The sequence below is a fragment of the Saccharibacillus deserti genome, assembly GCF_013618475.1.
GTDB lineage: Bacteria > Bacillota > Bacilli > Paenibacillales > Paenibacillaceae > Saccharibacillus > Saccharibacillus deserti.
This window is the reverse complement of sequence record NZ_JABJVN010000004.1, coordinates 309,770-331,185: the sequence shown is the minus strand read 5'-3', so window position 1 is coordinate 331,185 and position 21,416 is coordinate 309,770. Positions and strand designations below refer to the sequence as shown.

Annotated in this window: 17 protein-coding genes and 1 pseudogene; 9 read left to right on the top strand and 9 right to left on the bottom strand. The window is 56.9% G+C overall.

The window, feature by feature from the left end; all coding sequences use genetic code 11:
* Nucleotides 1-839: 839 nt before the first annotated feature.
* From HOP44_RS13355 to HOP44_RS13345, 3 genes are all read left to right on the top strand, one after another.
* Nucleotides 840-1,454 carry a DUF47 domain-containing protein gene (locus tag HOP44_RS13355; protein WP_172197233.1) on the top strand — a complete coding sequence of 205 codons (615 nt, stop codon included), beginning with the start codon at nt 840-842 and terminating at the stop codon, nt 1,452-1,454.
* A gap of 174 nt (nt 1,455-1,628) precedes the next feature.
* Nucleotides 1,629-2,618, top strand: coding sequence for an inorganic phosphate transporter (locus HOP44_RS13350; protein ID WP_172254103.1), 990 nt, complete (start codon nt 1,629-1,631; stop codon nt 2,616-2,618).
* Nucleotides 2,619-2,756: 138 nt separating this feature from the next.
* Nucleotides 2,757-3,689, top strand: coding sequence for a hypothetical protein (locus tag HOP44_RS13345; protein WP_172254102.1), 933 nt, complete (start codon nt 2,757-2,759; stop codon nt 3,687-3,689).
* Between the two features lie 255 nt (nt 3,690-3,944).
* Here the strand turns inward: HOP44_RS13345 and HOP44_RS13340 are convergent, their stop codons facing one another.
* The 6 genes from HOP44_RS13340 to HOP44_RS13315 all read right to left on the bottom strand — a co-directional run bounded on the left by HOP44_RS13340 (nt 3,945) and on the right by HOP44_RS13315 (nt 10,377).
* On the bottom strand, nt 3,945-4,904 hold the full coding sequence (locus HOP44_RS13340; protein WP_172254101.1) for an alpha/beta fold hydrolase: 960 nt from the start codon (nt 4,902-4,904) through the stop codon (nt 3,945-3,947).
* A gap of 13 nt (nt 4,905-4,917) precedes the next feature.
* On the bottom strand, nt 4,918-5,940 hold the full coding sequence (locus HOP44_RS13335; RefSeq protein WP_172254099.1) for a glycoside hydrolase family 130 protein: 1,023 nt from the start codon (nt 5,938-5,940) through the stop codon (nt 4,918-4,920).
* A 49-nt stretch (nt 5,941-5,989) separates the two neighbouring features.
* Entirely contained in the window at nt 5,990-6,865 is an 876-nt protein-coding gene (locus tag HOP44_RS13330; RefSeq protein ID WP_172254097.1) for a carbohydrate ABC transporter permease, read from the bottom strand.
* Nucleotide 6,866: 1 nt separating this feature from the next.
* Nucleotides 6,867-7,739: an ABC transporter permease subunit gene (locus tag HOP44_RS13325; RefSeq protein ID WP_172197220.1), complete on the bottom strand. Its 873-nt coding sequence runs from the start codon at nt 7,737-7,739 to the stop codon at nt 6,867-6,869.
* A gap of 266 nt (nt 7,740-8,005) precedes the next feature.
* A complete protein-coding gene (locus HOP44_RS13320; RefSeq protein WP_172254095.1) occupies nt 8,006-9,325 on the bottom strand; it encodes an ABC transporter substrate-binding protein in 1,320 nt (439 codons plus the stop codon).
* Between the two features lie 272 nt (nt 9,326-9,597).
* On the bottom strand, nt 9,598-10,377 hold the full coding sequence (locus HOP44_RS13315) for a response regulator (RefSeq protein WP_172254093.1): 780 nt from the start codon (nt 10,375-10,377) through the stop codon (nt 9,598-9,600).
* A gap of 180 nt (nt 10,378-10,557) precedes the next feature.
* Between HOP44_RS13315 and HOP44_RS13310 the strand changes: the two genes are divergently transcribed.
* From HOP44_RS13310 to HOP44_RS13300, 3 genes and pseudogenes are all read left to right on the top strand, one after another.
* Nucleotides 10,558-11,511, top strand: coding sequence for a glycoside hydrolase family 113 (locus HOP44_RS13310; protein WP_172254091.1), 954 nt, complete (start codon nt 10,558-10,560; stop codon nt 11,509-11,511).
* Nucleotides 11,511-12,701: pseudogene (locus HOP44_RS13305) on the top strand (AGE family epimerase/isomerase); the annotation flags it as partial. The gene HOP44_RS13310 and the pseudogene HOP44_RS13305, both read left to right, overlap by 1 nt.
* Nucleotides 12,702-12,734: 33 nt before the next feature.
* Nucleotides 12,735-13,967 carry a glycoside hydrolase family 130 protein gene (locus tag HOP44_RS13300; RefSeq protein WP_181286074.1) on the top strand — a complete coding sequence of 411 codons (1,233 nt, stop codon included), beginning with the start codon at nt 12,735-12,737 and terminating at the stop codon, nt 13,965-13,967.
* A gap of 173 nt (nt 13,968-14,140) precedes the next feature.
* On the opposite strand, the gene HOP44_RS13295 is transcribed toward HOP44_RS13300, so the two are convergent.
* From HOP44_RS13295 to HOP44_RS13285, 3 genes are read right to left on the bottom strand one after another with little or no spacing between them, the layout of a single operon-like run.
* Nucleotides 14,141-15,238, bottom strand: coding sequence for a LacI family DNA-binding transcriptional regulator (locus HOP44_RS13295; protein WP_172254089.1), 1,098 nt, complete (start codon nt 15,236-15,238; stop codon nt 14,141-14,143).
* 47 nt (nt 15,239-15,285) lie between these two features.
* Nucleotides 15,286-16,584 (bottom strand): ABC transporter substrate-binding protein, encoded by a 1,299-nt coding sequence (locus tag HOP44_RS13290; protein WP_172254087.1) that lies wholly within the window; start codon nt 16,582-16,584, stop codon nt 15,286-15,288.
* A complete protein-coding gene (locus HOP44_RS13285) occupies nt 16,574-18,496 on the bottom strand; it encodes a cache domain-containing sensor histidine kinase (RefSeq protein WP_172254085.1) in 1,923 nt (640 codons plus the stop codon). The genes HOP44_RS13290 and HOP44_RS13285 overlap by 11 nt, the downstream gene beginning before the upstream one ends.
* A 233-nt stretch (nt 18,497-18,729) precedes the next feature.
* On the opposite strand from HOP44_RS13285, the gene corA reads away from it, so the two are divergent.
* The 3 genes from corA (at nt 18,730) to HOP44_RS13270 (ending at nt 21,213) form a co-directional block, all read left to right on the top strand.
* The gene (gene corA / locus HOP44_RS13280) at nt 18,730-19,686 is read left to right on the top strand and encodes a magnesium/cobalt transporter CorA (RefSeq protein WP_172254083.1); all 957 of its coding nucleotides are present in this window, start codon (nt 18,730-18,732) and stop codon (nt 19,684-19,686) included.
* Between the two features lie 452 nt (nt 19,687-20,138).
* A complete protein-coding gene (locus tag HOP44_RS13275; protein WP_141448471.1) occupies nt 20,139-20,429 on the top strand; it encodes a YerC/YecD family TrpR-related protein in 291 nt (96 codons plus the stop codon).
* A 1-nt stretch (nt 20,430) separates the two neighbouring features.
* A complete protein-coding gene (locus HOP44_RS13270; RefSeq protein WP_172254081.1) occupies nt 20,431-21,213 on the top strand; it encodes a sirohydrochlorin chelatase in 783 nt (260 codons plus the stop codon).
* Nucleotides 21,214-21,416 lie beyond the last annotated feature (203 nt).

Below are 21,416 nucleotides of genomic sequence, written 5' to 3'. Positions count from 1 at the left end.
TATCTAATGCTGTCCAACATTGCGCAGTGTACTGGCAACATTGGACAATCTAATGCTGTCCAACATTGCGCAGTGTACTGGCAACATTGGACAATCTAATGCTGTCCAACATTGCGCAGTGTACGGGCAGCACTGCATGATTTGGGCGCTTGCAGCGGCGAGCGGCTCGGCCGTTTCGAATCGGAGGCCGCCTGTTCAAATCGGCCCCATCTCGCGGAGCCTTCCGAAATAGATGCGGCAGAGCAGCTATTTGGTAAGACAAGGCGAATTTCAGGTGCGTACAGCCTGAATAAGTGTTCTCAAGCCATTATTTCGCCCCATACAATTAAAAAACGAGAAATAAGCGTTCCCACGCACTTATTTTTCGTTTTTTTTGCTGCCGCCGCACAGATCTATCCGCTTCGGCTTCTTGCGCCAGCGCCCCGTCCGCAGCTGTCTCGCATCACTGCCCGTGCTTTCTCCAGCCCCGAGTTAACCGCCAATCGCCCGACCGGCCTTATCCCGGATCTTCTCCGATTTCCCCCTCCCAATCCCCGACAAATCTCTCCTTGTAACCTGTTGTTTCCGGCTTTTTGACTTTCCGTTTAAGATTCGTTTAATGAAGGGTGTGTAAAGTGAAGACAGATCGCAAAGGGTTCCGGAACCCAGAAAAGGAACAGTTCGGCAGCGGATACGTCCTTTTTATTAAATAAAGTCGGCTTTTATGTAAAAACAGTGTGAAAATCCAAAGAAGTTTTCTTTAATCCCTTACATCGTTGTGATAAAATGATGGAGGTCGCAAAAGCGGCTTCAAAGCCTTGCCCATTTTTGGTTTTGAACATTTGAAAAGGGGTTTTAAAATGCGTGTAAAAAAGAAGGACATTTTCTTTCAAACACTCGAAGACATGGCCGATACGATTGTACAGGCAGCGGACTATTTCTCCAAGCACGTCGCCGACCTGAAGGACGTAAACACCTTCGTCAAAGACATGAAAGATTACGAAACCAAATGTGACGGATTTACGCATACCATCATTACGGAGCTGAACAAGACTTTTATCACTCCGCTTGAACGAGACGACATCCTGAAGCTGGCCACTACGCTTGACGACGTGTTGGACGGACTTGAAGCGACCGCTTCGCGTTTTTACATGTACAACTTGGGCCAGCCTGACGAATATATGATTCAGTTCGGGGAAATCCTGCGCGAATCGGCATACGTGATCCAGAAAGCGATTCACCTGCTGTCCCAGAAAAAACTGCTCGCGATCCGCGAATACACGATCCGTCTGAACGATCTGGAGAACCAGGGCGACCAACTGCTGCGGATCTGCATCACGGAATTGTTTGCGAACGTAAGCGATCCGATCGAACTCATCAAACGCAAAGAAATTTACGAACGTCTTGAGACGACGACCGACAACTGCGAAGACGTTGCCGATATTCTGGAAACCATCATTATGAGCAACTCCTAAACGGAGCCTGCCATTTTAGGGTTAGAGGAGGTCAGGACCGCTTTTTGCGGGATTCGGCATGCGAGCGTGGGCATCGTCCATCGATCGGCGGCTGTTTCGTAAAAAGACAGCGGCACGGCATTTGCAGGTCTGCGAATGCGGCGGAGCCGTCTTTCTTCATGCGGTCAACACACTATGGAAACATCATTATTTGTCCTTGCGATTGTCGTCTTCTTGGCGCTCGCTTTCGATTTTATCAACGGATTCCACGATACGGCCAACGCGATTGCCATGTCCGTATCGACACGGGCGCTGAAGCCGCGCACCGCCATTTTGCTTGCGGCGGGCATGAACTTCCTCGGAGCCATCACGTTTACCGGCGTAGCCAAGACGATCGGGGGCAGTATCGCCGATCCGACCAAGCTCGATAACGGGATCGAGATCGTCATCGCGACGCTCATTGCGGCCATCATCTGGAACCTGGCTACCTGGTGGTTCGGGATTCCGTCTTCCTCGTCGCACGCGATGATCGGTGCGCTTGCGGGTGCCGTGTTCGTGGGTGCCGGTTCGGACAGCGTCAATTGGAAAGGGTTCCTCGAAATTGTTGAAGCCCTCATATTCTCGCCATTAATCGCGTTCGCCGTCGGTTATATCATTATGATGATTCTCAAATATACCGTGGGCCGGCGCAGCCCGCACACGGTCAACAAAGGCTTCCGCTCGATGCAGGTGCTGACCGCAGCGCTGCAGTCGTTCGCGCACGGTACGAACGATGCGCAAAAAGCGATGGGCATCATGACGTTCGCGCTGATCTCGGCGGGACGTTGGGATTCGCTCGAGCCTCCGCTGTGGGTTAAACTGTCCGCCGCTACGGCGATCGCGATCGGTACATCGGTCGGCGGCTGGAAGATCATCAAGACGCTCGGTACGAAAATTTTCAAAATCGAGCCGATCAACGGTTTCGCGGCCGACGTGTCGTCCGCTTCCGTTATCTTTACGGCGACGCTGCTGCATCTGCCGATCAGCACGACGCACGCCGCCACTTCTTCGATTCTCGGCGTAGGAGCGGCCAAGCGCTTCCGCGAGGTCAAATGGGGAATGGCGGGCCGGATCATCGTGGCCTGGTTTATCACGATTCCCGTCGTAGCCATCATGGCCGGTCTGATCTTCAAACTGCTGTTCTAGCCGAAGCTTTACACGTATCGCAGCCAAGCCCGCCGGAGTTCCCGGCGGGCTTTTTTGTAGGGGCTGTCTCTGCGCCTTCCTTATAAAAGTGTAACTTATTCGGATCGGACTCCGTCTAATAGGGTGGAGGTGTTGAATATGAAAAAAAACGCCAGAATGATAAGCCTGGCTTCCGCGCTGCTGTTGACGTTTGCTCTGACAGCCTGCGGCGAAGCGAAAGCCCCGGCGCCCGAGCCGGAAGAAATCCCAACGAATACGACACAGGAACCGCCGGACACTTCGGCGCCGGAAGAAGGCGATCCGCAGGAGCATGAAGCGGTCTCGGCGACCGGCGAGTACGGCGGGCAGGCCGATCCGCACACGATCGAGGTCAACGTGGACGGTAAGCCAACTTCGTTCCAGATTTCCGAGAGCGCCGCGGCGCAGCTCGAAGGTCTGAACGAAGGCGACACGATTTCGTTCGAATACATGGAGCATCCGGTGGAAGGCAGCGAAGTGCCGCAGCTCGAGATTCAATCGCTCAAAAAGGATGAAGAGAAAGCGGACGATTCGGCGGCACAGGGTTCGGAAGGCACAACCGGCGGCGAGAAAGCGGCGTCGGAGCGGCCGGCCACCGAGACCTTCACGGTCGGAGACGGCAATGCGGAGACCGCAGTCGGCACACTGCAGCAGGGAGACGGCTATTCGCTGTACGCGCTGGACGGCTACAAGCTCGAAGCTTCGAGCGGCCGTTTGATGATGACCGCGAACCCGGACTATTACGCGGAGATCGAGGAGCTGCCGCCCGGCTTCGATCTGGACAAACTGCGCAGCGAGGGAACGGCCGAACTCGAGAAAAGCGGCGCCAAGGTCGAAGAATTTTTCAGCGACACCTTGGTCGAGAGTCCGATGGCGAACGCCGCTTTGTTCCTTCAGGGAAGCGGAGAGAAAGAGCTGCGGGATTATATCGTCTGGAAAGCCCGGGACGAAAGTGCCTACCTCTTCCGTCTGGTGATGCCGGAGAGCGAAGAAGGCTCGCCGTTCTATATGGAAGCGACAACGTCGCTGTCCACGATTATGGGCGAGAAATGAGCCGGCAGTCTCTCGATTCGGCCCTGCCCGAATAGGAGCCTTCCGAAGTTCCGGACGCATCTGTTCATCCGCGCCGCATTCTACCCGGATTGCATGCCGCTTCGGACAAACTTAAAACCCCCGATTTCTTCTCCGGAAGGAATCGGGGGTTTCTTGATTGCACGTATTCAATTTACACGTATTCCATTTGCAAGGGTTCGATTGGAACTGTTCGGTTAGATCGATTCGGCCGTTTGATCGGAAACGGATTGTCCGCTAGAGCGAAGTGATCTCGCTCAAGGCCCGGTCGCCTACGCCCGGCAGCCATTCATGGCCGTGTTCATAGAGCAGCAGCATTTCCTTGTCCGCGGCGATCTTGTTGTAGGCGGCGAACTGGGTCGAAGGCGGGCAGACCGTATCGGTCAGTCCCGTGACCCAGATTACGCGCGCCCGGATCCGCGAAGCCAGATGCTGAATATCGATATAGCCGAGCCGCCGGAACGTTTCTTCGGCCCGTTTGTGCTGCGGATCGAACCAGCGGAAATAATACGACAGTTCTTCGTAGGCGGAAGAAACGACTTCCATCTCCCAGGCTCGCCGGTAATCCGACAGGAACGGATACACGGGGATTGCCAGGGCGATCCGGGGTTCGAGCGCCGCGCAGGCGACGGTCAGCGCGCCGCCCTGCGAATAGCCGAGCGCCGCGATTCTTGTCTCGTCCACATTCGGCAGGCTCATCAGAATACGGGCCGTTTGCACCGTATCGAGGAACACGTTCCGGTAATACAGATTGTCGGGATTGGCGTCTTCCAGGCCGCGGATCACATGGCCGCGCAGGGTCGGACCGCTTGTGCGCAGCACATCTTCCGAAGGTCCGCCTTGACCGCGGCAGTCCAGCGCCAATACGCTGACCCCGCTTGCCGCATACAGAATCTTCTCGCTCCAATCCCCGCTGTCGCAGGCGTAGCCGTGGAACATCGCGACGCCCGGTCCCGGCTGCGCAAGGTGGCGGGGCCTTACATATTTGGCATGGACGCGTGCGCCGCCCACGCCGGTGAAATACAAGTGGAAACATTCGGCCGCGGGGCTGTACATCTCGGCCGGAACCAGTTCGTAGTCCAGCGACTGGCGGTCCAATTCCTGCAGGGCGCGCGCCCAATACTCATCGAAATCGTCCGGTTTCGGGCTTTTGCCCCCGTACTCCCGCAGTTCGTGCAGCGGCAGATCTCTATCCATGGGCAGGCCTCCGTTACATCCGGCCGATTTCGCGGTCGTCGCCGATCACTTCGTCCGTGTCGATCACATAACGGACAATCTCGTCGACCGTGGTATAGGCGATGCCCACATACGTATCGGCGGCCCCGTAATACACGGCGATCCGTCCGGTGTCGGCGTCATGCAGCGTCGCGCACGGGAAGATGACATTGGCTACGAATCCGCGTTCCTCGTACCATTCTTCCGGTGTCAGTACGAAGTTTCCGGAACGGTATTTCACTTTGGACGGATCGTCGAGATCGAGAATAACGGCGCTCATGCTGTAGACCAGGCCGTTGCAGGTGCCGGTCACGCCGTGATAGAACATCAGCCAGCCTTCGCTTGTTTCGATCGGGGCCGGTCCGCCGCCGATTTTGACGGACTGCCACCAGCCTTTGCCGCCTTTGGACATGACATGGCGGTGTTTGCCCCAGTAAAGCAGATCCGGGCTTTCGCTGAGGAACACGTCGCCGAACGGCGTATGGCCGCTGTCGCTCGGACGCGACAGCATGACATAGTTTCCGCCGATCCGGCGCGGGAAGAGTACGCCGTTGCGGTTGAACGGCAGGAACGGGTTCTCGAGACGGACGAAGGTCCGGAAGTCTTCCGTCCGCGCAAGTCCGATCGCCGCTCCGTAGAAGTCGGTACACCAGATGATGTAATAGACGCCTTCGGCTTTGACCAGCCGGGGGTCGTAGGCGTAGCCCGGATTGTAAGGTTTGCCTTCCTCGTCGACAAAGTCGATCGGGCGTTCGTCGAACGTCCAGTTGAGCGCGTCGTCGCTTCGTCCCAGGGACAGATGGGGGCGGCCGTTGACCGTTTCGGCGCGGAATACGCCGATAAATCCGCCATCGTAGGCGGCGACGGCGCTGTTGAAGATCCGGGCGATCCCGGGAGCGGGATTGCGGGGGACGACCGGATTGGCCGAGTGGCGCCAGACCGGCGCGTTCAAGCCTTCCGGTTTGTTTTCCCACGGCATGTTGGGCAGCGATTCTCCGATAATGCGTACGTTGGACATGAATGATTTCTCCTCCGCGAATACGTAATGGGCGGCTCGAAGCGGGCGGTCAGCCTTTTTCCGAACCTTGGGCGAATCCGTTATAGATGTATTTCTGCAGCGACAAGAAAGCGATCAGGGTCGGGATAATCGTGATGATGATCGCCGCGCAGATGACTTCCCACTGTGAACCGTACGGCCCTTTGAACTTGAACAGCGCCGTGGATATGACTTGGAGCGAGGTCTTGGGCATGTACAGGAACGGCGTGTAGAAGTCGTTGTAGATACTTACGCCTTTGATAATGACGACCGTGACGACCGCGGGAAGCAGCAGCGGCAGGATGATGCGGAAATAGATCTTGAAGTACGAAGCGCCGTCGAGCATCGCCGATTCGTCAAGCGACACCGCGATCGTATCGAGAAACTGCAGGAAGATGTACACGGCAATAATGTCGGTACCGAGATACAGCACGATCGGCGCCAGGCGGGTGTTGAACAGATTCAGATCGTTGATGATCTGGAACGTCGCAACCTGCGTGGTTACGCTCGGAATAAGCGTCGCGAGCAGGAAAGCGCCGAGCAGGAGCTTTTTGCCGCGGAATTGGAACCGGCTCAGGATATAGGCGATCATCGATCCGGTTAGGGTAGCGCCGATGATCGACACAATCAGGATAATCATCGTGTTCATGAATCCGACCAGCATCTTGCCGTTCACGAACGCTTTGGTGTAGTTATCGAAGTTCAGCCAGTTCCCCGGAGGCGTCAGAGGGCCGGTCGAGCTGTATTCGCCGCCGGTCTTGAGCGAGGCGAACAAGACGACGACGATCGGAATCAGGGCAGCCAGTGCGCCGATGGTCAGGGAGGCGTATTTGAGAATCGCAGCGGCCGTATAACGGAGCGTATGCGAACGGGCGCTTTTGCGAACGGTAGGTTTGGCGGCCTGCATCTTATTTGTCCTCCTTCACGAAAAATTGCTGGATAAGCGTCACGGTTACCACAATGAACAGCAGCACGACGGCCATGGCGGAAGCGAGTCCGACTTTGCCGTATTTGAAAGCCACGTCGACCGTCTGGATGACGAACGTGTTGCTGCCGTTGGAACCGCCGGTCATGATATAGGGAATATCGAATGCGCTGATGGCACCGCTGATCGACAAAATAATGTTGAGCTGCACGATTCGCTTGATGCTGGGCAGAATGATATGGCGGAATTGATGCCAACGGTTGGCTCCGTCAATGTCGGAAGCTTCATAGATGTCTTTCGAAATCGAGGAAATGGCACCCAGGAAGACGATAAAGTTGAAGCCCATGTATCTCCATACGGAAGCTCCGGCGAGCGACACGTTAATGATATGCGGGTTCAGCAGCCATTTCTGAATCAGGAAGTCGAGTCCGAGCGCTTGGAGAACGGTATCGAAAGTGCCGTCCGGCTTAAAGAAGAACAGGAAAATAAAACCGATGGCGACGCCGTTCAGCAGGTAGGGAAAGAACAGGATTCCTTTGAAAAAGTTTTTGCCTTTGACCTTGAAACTCAAAATGGTCGCAAAATAAAGTGCCAGACCCATCTGCGCGAAGGTAGCGAAGAAGTAATACAAGCTGACTTTGAATACGGAAAAATACTTGGGATCGGTAAAAATGCTTTTGTAGTTCTCAAACCCAACATATTCGAAAGTCTTGCTGTAGCCGTTCCAGTCCGTAAAGCTGTAGCGGAACATATTGACGACCGGCAGATAGGCAAAAACAAACAAGAGCGCGATCGGGATGATCGTAAACGAGAGAATAATCAGGATTCGCTGATTGCGGTAACTCAAATTCCACACCTCCGTAAGGGTCTTTCGTCCGGTCCGTCAGGCCGTAAAAAGGAAGAGGGAAACCGCGTACCTTGTCAACCCTAAAGGTAAGGTTACGCTCCCTGAGATTTCGTACCTGAAGCGTGTACGAAGTCTCCGACGAAATTGTTATTTCAGGAGAACGTAAACCTCTGATTAAGAGTTGAAAGGGTGCTAGGTTCCCGCTTTCCTCCGAAGCCCTTTTCTATAATTCTGCCGGCTGGGCCGGCGTGTTGGGCACTGGTCTGATCCGCGGATTACTCGGCGGCTCCGACTTTGGCGCGCGATTTGACCCAGGCGTCGTTCAGGCCTTTCATAATGTCGTCGTACGATTCGGGACGGTTGCCGATCCCTGCTTCAATGATGGTTTTTTTGAAGTCCGGCTGCCAGAGACCGATTTCGGCGTCTTTGTCGATCTTGTCGACCAGGCCTTTCTGCTTCTCTTCGGCCGGCGTTTGCGTTTCGAATTTGATGTCGGTGCCTTCGAACTGTTTGAGGATTTCAGGCAGCTCGGCGCCTTTGACCGGGCTGATGCCGCCGCCTTCGGTGGTCGGATAGCCGGATTCGTTGATAAACCAGTTTACCCAGGCGCGCGCGGCTTCTTTGTTCTCGCTGTTCACATTGATGCCGAGCGTATAGTCGTCGGCCAGAGGCACGATACGTTCTTTGGCGTTGGTCGGGAACGGCATGAAGCCGATATCGTCCGGATTCGGGGCGATTCCTTTGATCTGGCCGATCGCCCACGAACCGAGTACCATCGTTCCGATCTTGCCGTTGGCCAGGTCGGCTTTGGAAGATTCCCAGTCGGTCGTCGTCGGATCTTCTTCGATCAGGCCGTTCTTGGCCGCGTCGTACATGACTTTGTACAGCTCATAGTGCGGAGCTCCGGGCACGAAGTTGTCGTCCGTATTCGGCTGCTTGACGTTGACATACTCTTTGTCGCCGGCTACGGTCGTCAGCACCGCTTCCCATTGGGTGAGCGGCCAGCCTGCGGCGTAGTTGGTGTACAGCGGAACCGCATCCGTCTTGTCTTTGATCGCCTGCAGGACCTGCATGAATTCTTCGATCGTTTTCGGAGGTTCGCTGTAGCCCGCTTTCTCGAAGACCGACTTGTTGTAGATCACGCCCGAGTAGTTGATCGTAATCGGAAGACCGTACGCTTTGCCGTCGACTTCGCGTTCTTCAAGTCCGTCGTACTGCTTGGACATTTCCTCCATCGAACCCAGCGGCTCGAAGAAAGTCGGCGTGTCGGCCAGCGGAATACTGGTCGGCAGCAGGAGAACGTCGCCGTAGTCGTTCGTATTCATCCGGATCTTGATCTGGTCTTCATAGTTGGCCAGCGCCTCGAAATTCACCTGGATATCGGGATATTTTTCGTTGAATTTCTTGGCGTAATCCTGGAATACCGTATCCACGATGTCCGTACGCTGCGTAATGACGGTAATCTCGCCTTTTGGCGTACTGTCTGCCGCGCCGGGAGCGGCAGGCGCGTCGCTTTCTTTGGAAGAGCAGCCTGCGAAGAGGGAGGCGGTCAGCGTAAGCGCTACCAGCCCGAGAATCGATTTGCTTGTTTTCATTTCTGGAAGAACCCCTTTCTCTGTTAGGAATGAAGCGGGAATAGTCAAACAGCAACGGCAGAACCGCATCCGTTTGTGTCCGAACGATTCGTGAATACGCTTTCTGTTATGGATTATAGACCGGATAAAATCGTTTATCGATGTGCTGATTTGGCATTTATAGTCTTCGTTTATTATTTATTTGTTTGCTTTTTAATTATATTTTAGTTCTAACAAATCAAAATTTCATGATGTGCATAAAAAAAGAAGACCGTGCGGGACGGTCTTCCCGTTTAATGGGAGCGTGGATGGTAGGCGGCGTTTTTGTAATCTTTGGGCGTCATGCCGACCGTTTTTTTGAACAGCTTGTTAAAATGGACCGGATCGCCGTAGCCGACTTTTTCCGCGATTTCATAGTTTTTGAGTTCCGGTTGTTCGACCAGCAGTTTCTTGGCATGAGACATGCGCACACCGATCAAATACTCCGTAAGCGTCTGGCCGGTCTCGATCTTGAACAGCCGGCTGATATAGCTCGAATTCATGCCGAGCCGCTCCGCAAGCCGGGCAAACTCCAGCGGCTGATCGTATTCGCTCTCGAGCAGGCTCTTGAGCCTCTCCACAACGTAATGGTCGGGTGCCGGTTGCGGATCGGACGGGAGGGCGGAAGAATCGCCGCCCGAAAGCGACTCTTCGCTGCTTCGGGCGGCTGCGGTCCGTTTCAATAGCGAGAGCAGTTCCGGCTTGTCGATCGGTTTCAGCAGATAATCGGTGACGCCGAACCGGAGCGCGCGCCGCGCATAATCGAAATCGCTGAATCCGCTCAGGACGATAACCGGCAGGTCGGGAAAGCTTCTTCGGCAGCGTTCGATCAATTCGAATCCGTCCATCACCGGCATGCGGATATCGCTGATCAGCAGGTCGACGCCCTGCGGGGGAAGCATGGACAGCTGGCTCCAGGCCTCCGCGCCGTTGCGGTGCGAACCGATGATCTCCACATCGGGCCCTTCGCGCAGACAAATCTTTTCGAGCCCCAACCGGATTAACTCTTCATCGTCCACCAGGATTACTTTCATCGAACAATCGCCTCTTTTGTTAGTTTTTTTGTTTCTAAAGTATATAACGGTTCTTTGATATTTATCCAGGAAAAAGTGAGGTTCCGACTTGAAAAAGACAGCTAAAACGTTTATAAATAAGGGGATAAAAGTTTTATAAATAAAATAACAAAACAATAACAAAATGAACGGGGAGTAAACATGAAGAATCTGGAACGGTTCGTCTGCGGGATGACCTGGGGGTTCATGGGGGTACGCGGAAGCTGGATTGGGGAAGCGCCGCGGGACTCCATGCGGAAAATGGCGGAGAGCTCGGCGGCCGACTGGACGGCAATCGCTTTTGCCGCCATGCAGGATACCGCGCATTCGACAGAGATTCACTACGAACAGTCTCCGACGGTCCAAGACGAGGAAGTATTGGGCGCGATCCGCAGCGCCAGAGAACTTGGACTGAAGGTCTGCCTGAAGCCGATCGTCAACTGCGCGGACGGCACCTGGCGGGCGCATATCAACTTTTTCGACAAAGATGTGCCCTGCGAACCCAAATGGTCCGATTGGTTCGCTTCCTACCAACGGTTTATGCTGCATTATGCCAAGATTGCCGAACAAACGGGCTGCGAGATGCTGTGCATAGGCTGCGAAATGGTGCAGACCGACAGAAGGGAAGCCGAATGGCGCGACCTGATCGCTGCCGTAAGGGAAGTTTACTCGGGCATCGTGACGTACAACTGCGACAAATACCAGGAAGATAACGTGACCTGGTGGGACGCGGTGGATGTAATCTCTTCGAGCGGTTACTATCCGGCGGACGATTGGGAGCGGCAGCTCGACCGGATCGAAGAAGTGGTGCGCCGCGCAGACAAACCGTTCCTGTTTCTGGAAGCGGGCTGCCCGAGCCGTGGGGGTTCCGCCGCGATTCCGAACGACTGGACGCTGCAGGGCGCACCCGACGAAGACGAGCAGGCCGCTTTCTATACCGCCATGCTGGGCAGCTGCGAACGCCGTCCGTGGGTCGGCGGATTTATGCTGTGGGACTGGCCGGCGCATTTGTATGAACGGACGGAAGCGGGCGAAGACGGCGGGTACTGTATTTACGGCAAGAAGGCGGAAGCGATCGTGCGGCGCCATTACGAACAGAGACGGGGGATCATGTGATGAACGGTAACGATTGGACAGGAAAGCTTGAGACCGGGGATTGGCGGCAGGAATTGGAGCTTGAATTGAAGACCAATATTCTGGGCTTCTGGATGGAAAAAGCGCCTTCGGCGCATGACGACGGCTTTGTCGGCGAGATCGGATCGGATCTTGCGGTGCGAGAAGACGCCGACCGCAGTCTGGTCTTGAATGCCCGTATTCTCTGGACGTTCGCGGCGGCCTACCGGCGGTATGCGGATCCTGCTTATATGGATATGGCCGATCGGGCCTATCGCTATCTGCACGAACATTTTCTGGACCGCGAACACGAAGGCTACTACTGGGCGGTCCGCGCCGACGGAACGCCGGCGGAAACGAAGAAGCAGGTCTACGGCCAGGCGTTCGTCATCTATGCCTTGAGCGAATACGCGCAGGCGCTGGACGCAGCCGGCAGCGCTGCGGATCCGCGGCGCAGAGAGGAAGCGTCTGCGCAGGCGCAGCGGCTGTTCGGCCTGATCGAAGCCCACAGCCGGGACGGACGTTTCGGCGGCTATATCGAAGCGCATGCGCGGGATTGGAGCGATACCGAGGATCTGAGTCTGAGCGGCAAAGACCTGAACGAGAAGAAGTCGATGAATACCCATCTGCATGTGCTGGAAGGGTACACGAATCTGTACCGGATCCGGCCTTCGGACGAGCTGCGGCTGCGGCTGTCGGAACTGGTCGAAGTGACGCTGACGCATATCGTCGATCCGTCCACCGGACATTTCCACCTGTTCTTCGACGAGCAGTGGAACGTCAAGTCGGATCACATCTCGTACGGGCACGATATCGAAGGCAGCTGGCTGCTGGTCGAAGCGGCCGAAGTCCTGGGCGACGAAGCGCTGCTGGAGCGGGTACGCCGTACGGCGCTGCAGATGGCGCAGGCCGTGCTGGAACGCGGCCTGGATACGGACGGAGGACTCTGGAACGAAGCGGCCGGCGGCCGTTTGATCGATGACAACAAAGACTGGTGGCCGCAGGCGGAAGCGATGGTCGGCTTCCACAACGCGTACGAGCTGACCGGCAGTTCCGCGTATCTGGAAGCGGCGCAGCGTTCCTGGGCATTCATCCGCGATTACATCGTGGACCGCGAACATGGGGAATGGTACTGGAGCGTCTCCAATGACCGTGTGCCCAATAGGAAGGATGCCAAGGTAAGCGCCTGGAAATGTCCGTACCACAACAGCCGGGCCTGCTTCGAAATGCTGGCGCGTCTGGAACGTCTGGAAGCGGCCGGAGCTTCTTCGGACACGTTGTTCGAACAGCGCAAACGCAAGGTGACGCGGAGCCATGAAGCGCTGCTGGCCAAGCCGAACCGCAAAGCGGAACCCGGGAACGGCGTTTACGACCGCTATATCGATCCTGTGCTGACGGCGGCGCATGCCCCGCTGATCTGGAAATACGATTTCAATCCGGCCACCAATCCGTACTTCTCGGAACGTCTGGGCGTAGGAGGGGCTTTCAATCCGGGCGCGATCTACTTGAACGGCAAATATGTGCTGGTGGCGCGCGTCGAAGGCGCCGACCGCAAATCGTTCTTCGCCGCGGCCGAAAGCGACCGCCCGACCGAAGGATTCCGGTTCCGCGATCGTCCGATCCGGATGCCGGAGACGGCCGAACCGGATATTAACGTATACGACATGCGGCTCATTCAGCATGAAGACGGTTGGATTTACGGCCTCTTCTGCACGGAGCGCCGCGATCCGTCGGCCGCTCCGTCGGATCTGTCGAGCGCCGTTGCCCAGTGCGGCATCGCGCGTACGCGCGACCTCGAAGTCTGGGAACGGCTGGCCGATCTCAAGACGCCTTCGGCGCAGCAGCGCAACGTCGTGCTGCATCCGGAATTCGTCGACGGCAAGTATGCGTTCTATACGCGGCCGCAGGACGGATTCATCGATGCGGGCTCGGGCGGCGGCATCGGCTGGGGGTTGTCCGACACGATCGAGAACGCGGTGATCGACCGCGAGATCATTATGGACGAGCGAGCCTACCATACCATAAAGGAAGTGAAGAACGGCCAGGGTCCGGCTCCGATCAAGACCGACAAAGGCTGGCTGCATATCGCGCACGGCGTGCGCGGTACGGCGGCGGGACTGCGTTATGTCCTATACGCATTCCTGTCCGACCTGTCCGAACCGTGGAAAGTGACGCATCGGCCGGGCGGGCATCTGCTGGCGCCCGAAGGGATCGAGCGGGTCGGCGACGTCTCGAACGTGCTGTTCTGCAACGGCGTCACCGTCAACGAAGCCGGAGAAGTGCATATTTACTATGCTTCTTCCGACACGCGGATCCATGTCGCCGAGACAAGCGTCGACCGGCTGCTCGACTATGTGACGAATACTCCGGAAGATCCGCTGCGCTCTTATGCCTGCGTCGAACAGCGGCTGGAATTGATCGAACGCAATCTGGCTTACCTGAAGCGGCAGAACCGCTAGAACCGAAGGAGAACGGCAGGGCCCGTCAGGCTTCCCGTTTCCTGCACAAACAGATCCCGATACAAACAGATCTGACTATCCACAGAAACAGCCCGGATCTTCCGCTTCATGCGGAAGATCCGGGCTGTTTGCGTGCGTCTGGGCGGCGGTTCGACCCGGGATGTGCCGGAAGATCAGGCTTCGCCCGGCAGGGCGGCTTCTTTGGCGGCCGGGATTTCGGCGACCGAACCCCGGAGAACCAGATCCGAAGCGACGAGGATTTTCTCCAGCGGAGCTTTGGGTTCGCGTACCCGTTCCAGCAGCCGAAGCGCGGCGCGGCGTCCCAACGCTTCTTTGGGAACATGCACGGTCGTAAGGGCCGGCTGCGCCCGTCCGGCATCTTCAATATTGTCGAACCCGGTCAGCGAGATGTCTTCGGGAACGCGGATGCCCAGCGAATCGAGCGTTCGCTCCGCCGTCAGCGCCACGGAATCGTTGGCGCAGACAAGTGCGGTCGGCAGTGTCCGCTGTTTGCGGCGTTTGAGCAGCCACTGCCGAAGTTCCGGTTCGAAACTGGCGTCGTCGATACCGGCCAGGGCGTTCATCGGATCGTCGCCTTCCTGAGGCTTCAGACCGTAGGCTTCGAGAGCGGAACGGTAACCGCTCCAGCGGTCGCGGAAGCTGCGGGAGAATCCGGAATTGCCGATAAAATGCAGGCGGCGGTGGCCGGAGCCGAGCAGATGGTTGGTCAGGCGCAGACTCGCATCCGTATTGTTCGCAAACACGCTGTCCGCGGGAATCAGCGGATCTTCGTGGTCGATCAGTACCATGGCCAGACCGATCCGGTGCACTTCAAGCAGCAGCGGCGTCGAAATCTGGCCGATTCCGATCAAACCGAGAAATCCGCTGGGGTTAAGCACGCTCGTGACGGCATCGACGCGCTGCTCCGATACGATCACGACGCCGAATCCTTTTTCTTCGAGCGTCTCGGTGACCCCGTCCAGAATCCGGCCCCAATACAGCGATTCCCGCGTCTGAAAGCGGACGTTCGGCATCAGAACCAGCACGGACTGGCGTTCGGGATCGCGCTGGGGAGTATGTTCTTTCTCCCGGCGGGCGGCCTGGCCGTAACCGCGTTTTTGCGTGAAGTAACCGAGCTGGGAAGCGGCCTGGATAACGCGTTCCCGGGTGCTCTCGCTAACGCCGCCTTTGCCGGAGAGCGCTTTGGAGACCACGAATTTGGATACGCCGAGCTGATCCGCGATTTGCTGCATCGTTATTTTTTTGGTCATCGGTTTACTCCTTTGTGCCGGCCGCGCGGCTGAGCGGGGCGGCCGGTCTATGGATGGAAATACTCGGACCGGGCTTCCGCCCAGCTCGCATTCAATCGGTCGAAAGCTTGGGCGAGATCCGGTGCCGCAATCAGTTCCTGCATATAACCGCCGGTCCAGAACGAGAAGTCGGCGCGGTCGGCCAATTCGATAAAAGCATCGTTCGTTTGAACGCCTTCCACGAGGGTCGGCTTGAACGAGAGGAATTCGCGAAACTGTTCCATTTTCGGTTCCTGGTTGGAGTCGACCGGAAGGAATCCCCAATCGTCTACAAAACCCGAGTCTTTGACGAAAAATTCGACCCATTCCTGCGCGATATCCGGTGCGGAGCTGAACTTGCTGACCCCGATGAAATAATCGGGATTGAGCGGAGCGTAATAGGAACCGCTGTTATCGTAAGGGAACGGGAAGAAGCCGATCTCTTCGGATACCGCTCCCGCATCGATCAGCTGCCGAATGGCCCAGCTTCCTTGAAAATACATCGCCGCGCTGCCCGAAGCAAGCTCCGCTTTGGAGGTTTCCCAGGAATTGGCGAACAGCTGGTCTTCGACATACCCTTCCCGAACGAGTCTGCGGACGATCCCAAGGCTCTCGCCCCATCGGCCGTCGATCTTCCAGGGTTCGTCGGTCAAGGTCATCTTGTTCAGGTAGCCCGCATCGCCCGAAGAATAGTTGACCAGGATATCTCCCCATTCTTTGAGCGGCCACTGGGCTCCGTAATTCAGATAGACGGGTACGATGCCTTGAGCTTTCAATTTGGCGCATGCTTCAAAAAACTCGTCCAGCGTCTGCGGAATGTTCTCGATGCCCGCTTGTCGAAAAGCTTTTTTATTATAAATGATTCCGTCCGTCGCGGTACCGGTGGCGAGTCCGTAATGTTTGCCTTCGTATTTGCGCAGATCCGCAAATCGCATATCATCGAACAGACTTTCTTTGAGCGGAGCGAAAAAATGGGGCAGTTGGCTGCTCGGCATATTGACCGGGAGCAGCAGCACGTCGCCGGCTTCGCGGGTAGACAGCCGGTTGAGTACGTCGCCGGCGTAATCGGACAGCCCTTCGAAGCGGACATCCACGCCGGGACGATCCGCTTCGAAGCGTTCGGCATACCCGTCGAATACGCCGTTCTCGATCAGATCGATCCGGTTGGTCAGAACCGTCAGAATGCGCGTCTGTTCCGGCGCAGGGCCGGAAGGCGCTTCTTCGGCTTTTGGCCGGGAGCAGCCGGATACCAGCAGGGCGGCACACAGGGAAACGCGCAGAACGGTCCGTACTATTTTGGTCCATGCACCGGATGTATCAGTTTTCATGGTCACCCTCCATTTCCGTGAGACTGCCTGCAGGGCCGGAAGACCAGGGGGGCAGCGTCAGGTCGACGAACGTGCCGCGGCCTTCCTCGCTGGACACGCGCAGACCGCACCCCCGGCCGTAGCGCAGCGCCAGGCGATGGTGAACGTTCTTGAGGCCGACGCCTCCGCGCACGCTTTTGCGGGCCGGAAGGCCGCCTGCGATTCCCCGGTTCAGTTTGTCCAGCGTCGCTTCGTCCATCCCGCATCCGTTGTCCGAGACCCGGAAGTGCAGCAGACCCGCTTCCCGGAATCCGTCGATCGACAGCCGCATCAGCGGCTTGTCGTCGAGTCCGTGATAAGCGGCATTTTCGATAATCGGCTGCAGCGTCAGTCTCGGCAGGCGTTCGTCCAGCAGTTCGTCCGGCACGTTCACGCTCAGCCGGAAACGTCCGCGATAGCGGTAATTCAGCAGATCGACGTATCTGGCGGCATGTTCCAATTCTTCCCGGACGGTCGCATCGCCGCCGGGATCGCCGGTGCTGTAGCGAAGCATGCGTCCGAGAATGGAGATCATATCGGCGGAATCGGAATCGTCGTTCAACTCGGCGGTCATCCGGATCGCTTCAAGCGTATTATAAACGAAATGCGGGTTGATCTGGCTCTGCAGGGCGCCGAGCTCGGCTTCTTTCTTCTGGGCCTCGATCCGGTAGATGTCGGCGATCAGTTCTTCGATACGGACCAGCATAAAGTTGAACTGGCTGCCGAGCTTGCCGATCTCGTCTTTGCGGCGCACCACGAAACGCACGCTCAAGTCGCCCCGCTGGACGCGTTTCATCAAGCGCATCATGCCGTCGAGCGGGCGGGTGAGAGCCGAAGAGAGGAAGATCGAACTGAGCAGGGCGACCAGCGTGACGACGGCAATGGCCGCAAGCGTCGCGTTCCGCGTGTGCGCCGCGTCCCGCGTCAAAGCGCCGAGCGGGATGGACAGCACGATTTTCCAGTCCGTCTGCTCGGAAGTGTCGTAGACGACCAACTGGCTTCCCGCTTGGAGCGCCGATCCGGCGGAAGGCGTATAGACGAAACTCCCGCGCGCCCTGTGCAGCCGGGAGAACAAATCGCCGCCGCTTATATTCGTGCCGAGTCCCTGCATCCCGCTGTCGTAAATGACGACGCCGTCCGGATCGACCACAAGCGAGCGGCCCTGGGTCACCTGATCGAGTTCGGCGAACGTTTTTTGCAGCGTACTGACCTGGGTATCGACCGCGATCAATCCTACGGTATTCTGAAAACCGTCCATCACTTTACGAACAACCGTAAACGCATAACGGGTACTCTGCAGGTTGCTGCGGAACTCCTGCGTAGGCAGCAGCAGGGCTTCGCCGCCGGAGTCACGGGTCTTCTCCATCCAGCTGCGATAGCTCCCTTGGATATCGAGCCGAAGGCCGCCGCCGGCCGCCGAAGAATATCCGTTTCCGTAACTGTCGAACACATAGATGGAACTGTCGCCGCCTTTGAGCGCGTTGACGAAGTTCATGTTGTCTTCCAGCCCCCGCTGGATCGACAGCCGCAGGGCATAATCTTCCGTGCCCGAATTCTCTTCGCCGGGAGCGGCCGCATACTGCTGGTAATACCGGTTCGAGCGGATCAGGTTGTTCTTGAAATCCTCCATATAGGAAGGCATGGCGGACAGGGCGGTCATATCGCGGATATAATCGTCCAGCCGATCGATGGCCTGCCCGATCAGTTTCTGGGAATAGGCCGCCGTGTTATTCTGGATCGAGCGCGAGTAGCTGCTGTACGAGATGCCTCCGATCACCGACAGCGGAAGCAGGATCAGCAGCACGAAGACCAGCAGAAGCTTTTTCTCCATCCGCATATCGGCGAACCGGAGTTTGCCGAACACCAGGCGGAGCGAACGTTTGAACGAAGGCATAGCCTTAACTCCACCCATCGCTTTGTAATATTGTTTGCTTTTTTTGATAAAATTAGTATAACAAAATTAAGCTTGCAGCGTCCATGGATTTTGTGGAGAAACTAGAGGCGGCGCACCGTTGCGTCCCGATGGCCCAGGGCTTACGATAGACAGGGCATAAGACGCTTTCGCCGGCCGGGAATCCGGAGGCCCGAAGCGCTGCGTCAAGCAGAAAAAGAAGGAGGGCGGCCGCTTTGATCCGGACGCTTGCGGTAACGCACGACCACCAAGTTCATCTCGATATTCCCCTGACCGAGCTCGACCCTTTGAAATTCCAATGGTTTTGGGCGGATTTCCAGGCTCCCACATCCCGGGAAACGGAACTGCTCGGCACTTATTTCCATTTTCATCCGCTCGAGATCGAAGACTGTCTCAACGATGTGCAGCGTCCCAAGATGGACCCGCACGAGAAGTACGTTTTTCTGATTACCCATGCGCTTGGCAAGGGAGGCAAGGAAGCGGGCGAAGTGGATATGTTTCTCGGGCGCACCTTTCTGGTGACGTTCCATTTCGAACGCATGCGGGAAATCGACGAAGCGTGGGAACGGATCCGCACCCGCGCCGTCGACCCGTCCAAGAAAACCAATCCCGTCGCCGCCGCTTATCTGGTACTCGATGCGCTGGTGGACGAATATTTCCCCTGCGTGTTCGGCGTCGAAGACGAGCTTGCGGATCTGGAGGAAAAAGGCCGCCGGGAATCGGTCGACCGCCTGCTGGCCCAGGTATTCGATCTGCGCTCGCGGCTGCTCAAGCTGCATCATACGATCGTGCCGATGCGGGATCTGCTGTACCGGATCATCAATTCGCAGCACGTCGACGATTCGCAGGAATACCGGGTCTATTTTACCGATATTTACGACCATCTGCTGAAGCTGTCCGAGATGATCGACTCCAACCGCGAGATGACGGCCGATCTGCGCGACAGCTACATCTCGCTCAATTCCAACCGGATGAACGGGATCATGAAGACGCTGACGGTCATCACGACCATTTTCATGCCGCTGACGCTGATTGCCGGCATATACGGAATGAATTTCGAGCATATGCCGGAGCTGCGTTGGAAATACGGGTATTTCGGCGTGCTCGGCGGTATGCTGTTCCTGGCGGGGGCGATGATCGGCTGGTTCTGGCGCAGAGGCTGGTTCAAATAGACGGAAAAAGCGCGGGAAAGCGCCGCGACGACATTCGGATCCGGATCCCGCGGCTGGAAAATGCAGGAACGAATGGATCCGAAAAGTTCGCCTGTGGCGGACACTTTCCGGAGAAACGTGAAAAAAGTACGGAGCGGCGCCCGCTTCTGTCCGTTCGGTCTGTGGCGCGTGAAACCGTTAACGCTTGAAAAAAGTAACTTGTCCCGCTACAATATAAAGGAAACCAAAATCATGGGGCCTTCGGACACGGGCTGACGGCAGAGAAAGCGTTTCGAAGCCGCAAGGTTCGCCGCTCCAGGGCTGTAAAAAATAAACTAACTAGTACCTTGGCCGAATCAAATCCGAGGTTTTCGTTCATCGGAAACATGCGCGGTTCAAGCGGGTTTTTGATGGGCGTAACCTAACATCGTTATCGGTCAAGGTACCAGTAAACGGTAGGGGATGATCTTTCAGTGCAGCTGAAAAAGTTAAACGATAAAACGGTCGATCAATTGTTCGAGGCCATTCTGACGCTCAAGGATCTGGAAGAATGCTATGTCTTTTTTGACGATCTGTGCACGGTGAACGAGATCCAGTCGCTGTCGCAGCGCCTTGAAGTGGCGCGCATGCTCGGCAAAGGCAGCACGTACAACCAGATCGAAGCCGAGACCGGCGCAAGCACCGCGACGATCTCGCGCGTGAAGCGCTGCCTGAACTACGGCAACGACGGATACAAACTGACGCTCGAGCGTCTGGGACGTTAAGATGACGAACAAAACGGGCGCACTGATTATCAGTCACGGTTCGCCTCAGCCCGAATGGGTGGAGGCGGTTAACGATGCGGCCGGCAAAGTCAGAATCAAGGAACGTATGCCGGTCGCGGTATCGTTTCTGGGCAATGTGGAAGGGTCGTCGATTCAAGACGGCATCGACGAGTTGGAAGCGGAAGGCGTCACGGACATTCTGGCCGTGATGCTGTTCGTGTCGGAAGGCAGCACGCATATCGACGAGATCGAATATGCGCTCGGCACCAAGGATGCCCCGGACCGGGAGACGGATCTCGAACCGTTTGCCATCAAAGCCCGCATGCACGTCGGACGCCCGATGGGCGACGACTCGGATGTAGCCCGCATGGTCTGGGACAAGGTCTCGCCGGCTTCGGTCAACCCGGAGCGGGAAGTGATCCTGCTCGTCGGACACGGCAGTATTCACGACGGATTCCGTCAGCGCTGGGAAGCCGGCGCTTCGGCTCTGACCAAGCGCGTCGGCGAGACGAGCGGACTGCTGTGCGATTATGCGCTGCTCAATCCCGACAGCGTGCGGGCCAAAGCCGAAGAATGGATCTCCAAAGGCCGGCGCGTGCTGATCGCTCCGCTGTTCCTGAGCACGGGTTACTTCCTGCAGACGGTCATTCCGCGCAAGCTGGAAGGATTGGATTACGGTTACACGGGCGAGGCTTTGCTGCCCCATCCGCTGCTGCCGGCCTGGATCGAGCGGCAGGCCGAAACGCTGCTGGCCGGCCTTGATACCGCAGATACCGCAGAGTAATAGCTTGCGGGAAAGCGCCGGGCGGGTAGATTCGGCGCGGCGGCATGACAAATGGATCTAATTCTCTATGAAGCGAAGGTTCCGCACAGCGGCGGCCTTCGCTTCGAGTTGTAATCGAAAGCCGGATACGGCGTCCCGGACCGATGCAGCCCGTTTGACCGGGCCTGCGGAAGAGAAGGAAGCGCCTGGCGGCAAGAACTTAT

Excerpts from the sequence above, each read along its gene's own strand:
- HOP44_RS13310 (WP_172254091.1), top strand. The coding sequence starts at position 10,558 with ATGAAGAATCTGGAACGGTTCGTCTGCGGGATGACCTGGGGGTTCATG.
- HOP44_RS13285 (WP_172254085.1), bottom strand. The coding sequence starts at position 18,496 with ATGCCTTCGTTCAAACGTTCGCTCCGCCTGGTGTTCGGCAAACTCCGG.
- HOP44_RS13300 (WP_181286074.1), top strand. The coding sequence starts at position 12,735 with ATGCTGGCGCGTCTGGAACGTCTGGAAGCGGCCGGAGCTTCTTCGGAC.
- HOP44_RS13295 (WP_172254089.1), bottom strand. The coding sequence starts at position 15,238 with ATGACCAAAAAAATAACGATGCAGCAAATCGCGGATCAGCTCGGCGTA.
- HOP44_RS13345 (WP_172254102.1), top strand. The coding sequence starts at position 2,757 with ATGAAAAAAAACGCCAGAATGATAAGCCTGGCTTCCGCGCTGCTGTTG.
- HOP44_RS13315 (WP_172254093.1), bottom strand. The coding sequence starts at position 10,377 with ATGAAAGTAATCCTGGTGGACGATGAAGAGTTAATCCGGTTGGGGCTC.
- HOP44_RS13330 (WP_172254097.1), bottom strand. The coding sequence starts at position 6,865 with ATGCAGGCCGCCAAACCTACCGTTCGCAAAAGCGCCCGTTCGCATACG.
- HOP44_RS13270 (WP_172254081.1), top strand. The coding sequence starts at position 20,431 with ATGACGAACAAAACGGGCGCACTGATTATCAGTCACGGTTCGCCTCAG.
- HOP44_RS13290 (WP_172254087.1), bottom strand. The coding sequence starts at position 16,584 with ATGAAAACTGATACATCCGGTGCATGGACCAAAATAGTACGGACCGTT.
- HOP44_RS13340 (WP_172254101.1), bottom strand. The coding sequence starts at position 4,904 with ATGGATAGAGATCTGCCGCTGCACGAACTGCGGGAGTACGGGGGCAAA.
- HOP44_RS13335 (WP_172254099.1), bottom strand. The coding sequence starts at position 5,940 with ATGTCCAACGTACGCATTATCGGAGAATCGCTGCCCAACATGCCGTGG.
- HOP44_RS13355 (WP_172197233.1), top strand. The coding sequence starts at position 840 with ATGCGTGTAAAAAAGAAGGACATTTTCTTTCAAACACTCGAAGACATG.
- HOP44_RS13320 (WP_172254095.1), bottom strand. The coding sequence starts at position 9,325 with ATGAAAACAAGCAAATCGATTCTCGGGCTGGTAGCGCTTACGCTGACC.
- HOP44_RS13350 (WP_172254103.1), top strand. The coding sequence starts at position 1,629 with ATGGAAACATCATTATTTGTCCTTGCGATTGTCGTCTTCTTGGCGCTC.